Genomic DNA, 1,355 nt, shown 5'->3' on the forward strand with positions numbered 1-1,355 from the left:
GCAAGATCAGTGCGGATGCCCCATGCATCCAGCCCTTTCCTCTATTGTGCTGATGCAGCATGAGTCAATAATCACTGGCCCGCCGAGGCCGTCTTTTGCTGCAGCAAAAAGGATAAAAACGCCGCGCAGACACAGCCTGTTGTTGAACCTCACCGCTGGCATACCTATCCTGATCGGATCAATATTGGCAAAAAAGGATTTCGTCCATGAGTGAGCAAACCCCGCACCCGATGTCCCCGCAGGACTGCCTGGTGGCGCTGATGGTGGCGGTTTCGGCCTCGGACGAGAACATCCGCACTGCCGAGCTGGTAAAGATCCAGTCTGCGGTCAACATGCTGCCGGTGTTTGCCGACTATGACATCGACCGGGTGACACGGGTTTCGCAGACCGTTCTGGACCTGTTTGAGCAGGAAGACGGTCTGGCGGCGCTGTTCGGCCTGATCCGCGGCGATCTGCCGGAGCGGTTGTTTGAAACCGCCTATGCGCTGTCCTGCGATGTGGCGGCTGCGGACGGGATCCTGGGCGAGACCGAGCTCGAGTTTCTGGCAGAGGTCCGCTATGAATTGAACATCGACCGGCTGCATGCCGCGGCCATCGAACGCGGCGCACGGGCGCGGCACATGGTCTGAACGGCGAAGGGGGGCGCTGCCCCCGGCCTTGCGGCCTGGTGAAGTTTATGCAGCCAAGCGCGGGCGGGACTGGCTGCGCAGGGTCATGTGGTATCAGCCCGTCCGTCTGGCCGCTGCGATCAAAGTGCCGAGGCTTTGCTTCTGCTGCCCTTCCGCACCGAAGTTTGATGGATCAAGCCACGTCTGATAGGCGGCTTCAAGCATGGGCCATTCGCCATCCGGCACTGAATACCATGCGGTATCACGGTTGCGGCCTTTATAGACAATGGCTTGGCGGAACAGACCATCATAGGTAAAACCGAAGCGCTCTGCCGCACGGCAGGAGGGCGCATTCAAGGCGTCGCATTTCCACTCATAGCGGCGGTAGCCCAAATCATTGAACACCCGCGCCATCATCAGATACATCGCCTCGGTCGCCGCCCGCGTCCGCTGCAATGGCGGTGCGAAGGTGATGCCGCCGACCTCGATCACACCGTGGGCGGGCTGAATGCGCATAAAGCTTGCGATGCCTTCGGCCTTGCCGCTGACGCCATTGATGACCGCGAAATAGGGCTGTGCATCCACGCCGCTGGCCGCTTGCACCCAGGCATGCAGGCCTTCCGGCGTCTCAAACGGGCCATAGGGCACATAGGTCCAGATCGCATCGGCCTGGTCCTGCCGGAAGGCCGCGAACAGATCCGCGGCGTGGCGGTCCGCATTCAGCGGCTCAACCCGGCAGTATTGCCC

Annotated in this window: 3 protein-coding genes; 2 read left to right on the forward strand and 1 reads right to left on the reverse strand. The window is 61.3% G+C overall.

Annotation, left to right across the window (positions count from 1 at the left end):
* Positions 1 to 214 (forward strand): hypothetical protein (locus A2I95_RS38365; RefSeq protein WP_291737648.1); only part of this gene is annotated, 214 nt, incomplete at its 5' end.
* Positions 207 to 629, forward strand: coding sequence for a tellurite resistance TerB family protein (locus A2I95_RS38370; protein ID WP_027257720.1), 423 nt, complete (start codon positions 207 to 209; stop codon positions 627 to 629). The genes A2I95_RS38365 and A2I95_RS38370, both read left to right, overlap by 8 nt.
* A gap of 93 nt (positions 630 to 722) precedes the next feature.
* Here the strand turns inward: A2I95_RS38370 and A2I95_RS38375 are convergent.
* On the reverse strand, positions 723 to 1,355 hold a 633-nt coding region (locus A2I95_RS38375), incomplete at its 5' end, for a GNAT family protein (RefSeq protein ID WP_291737649.1).

The organism is Leisingera sp. F5, from assembly GCF_001593695.1.

Bases quoted from the DNA above. Each gene is read 5' to 3' on its own strand.
- A2I95_RS38370 (WP_027257720.1), top strand. From the start codon at position 207: ATGAGTGAGCAAACCCCGCACCCGATGTCCCCGCAGGACTGCCTGGTG.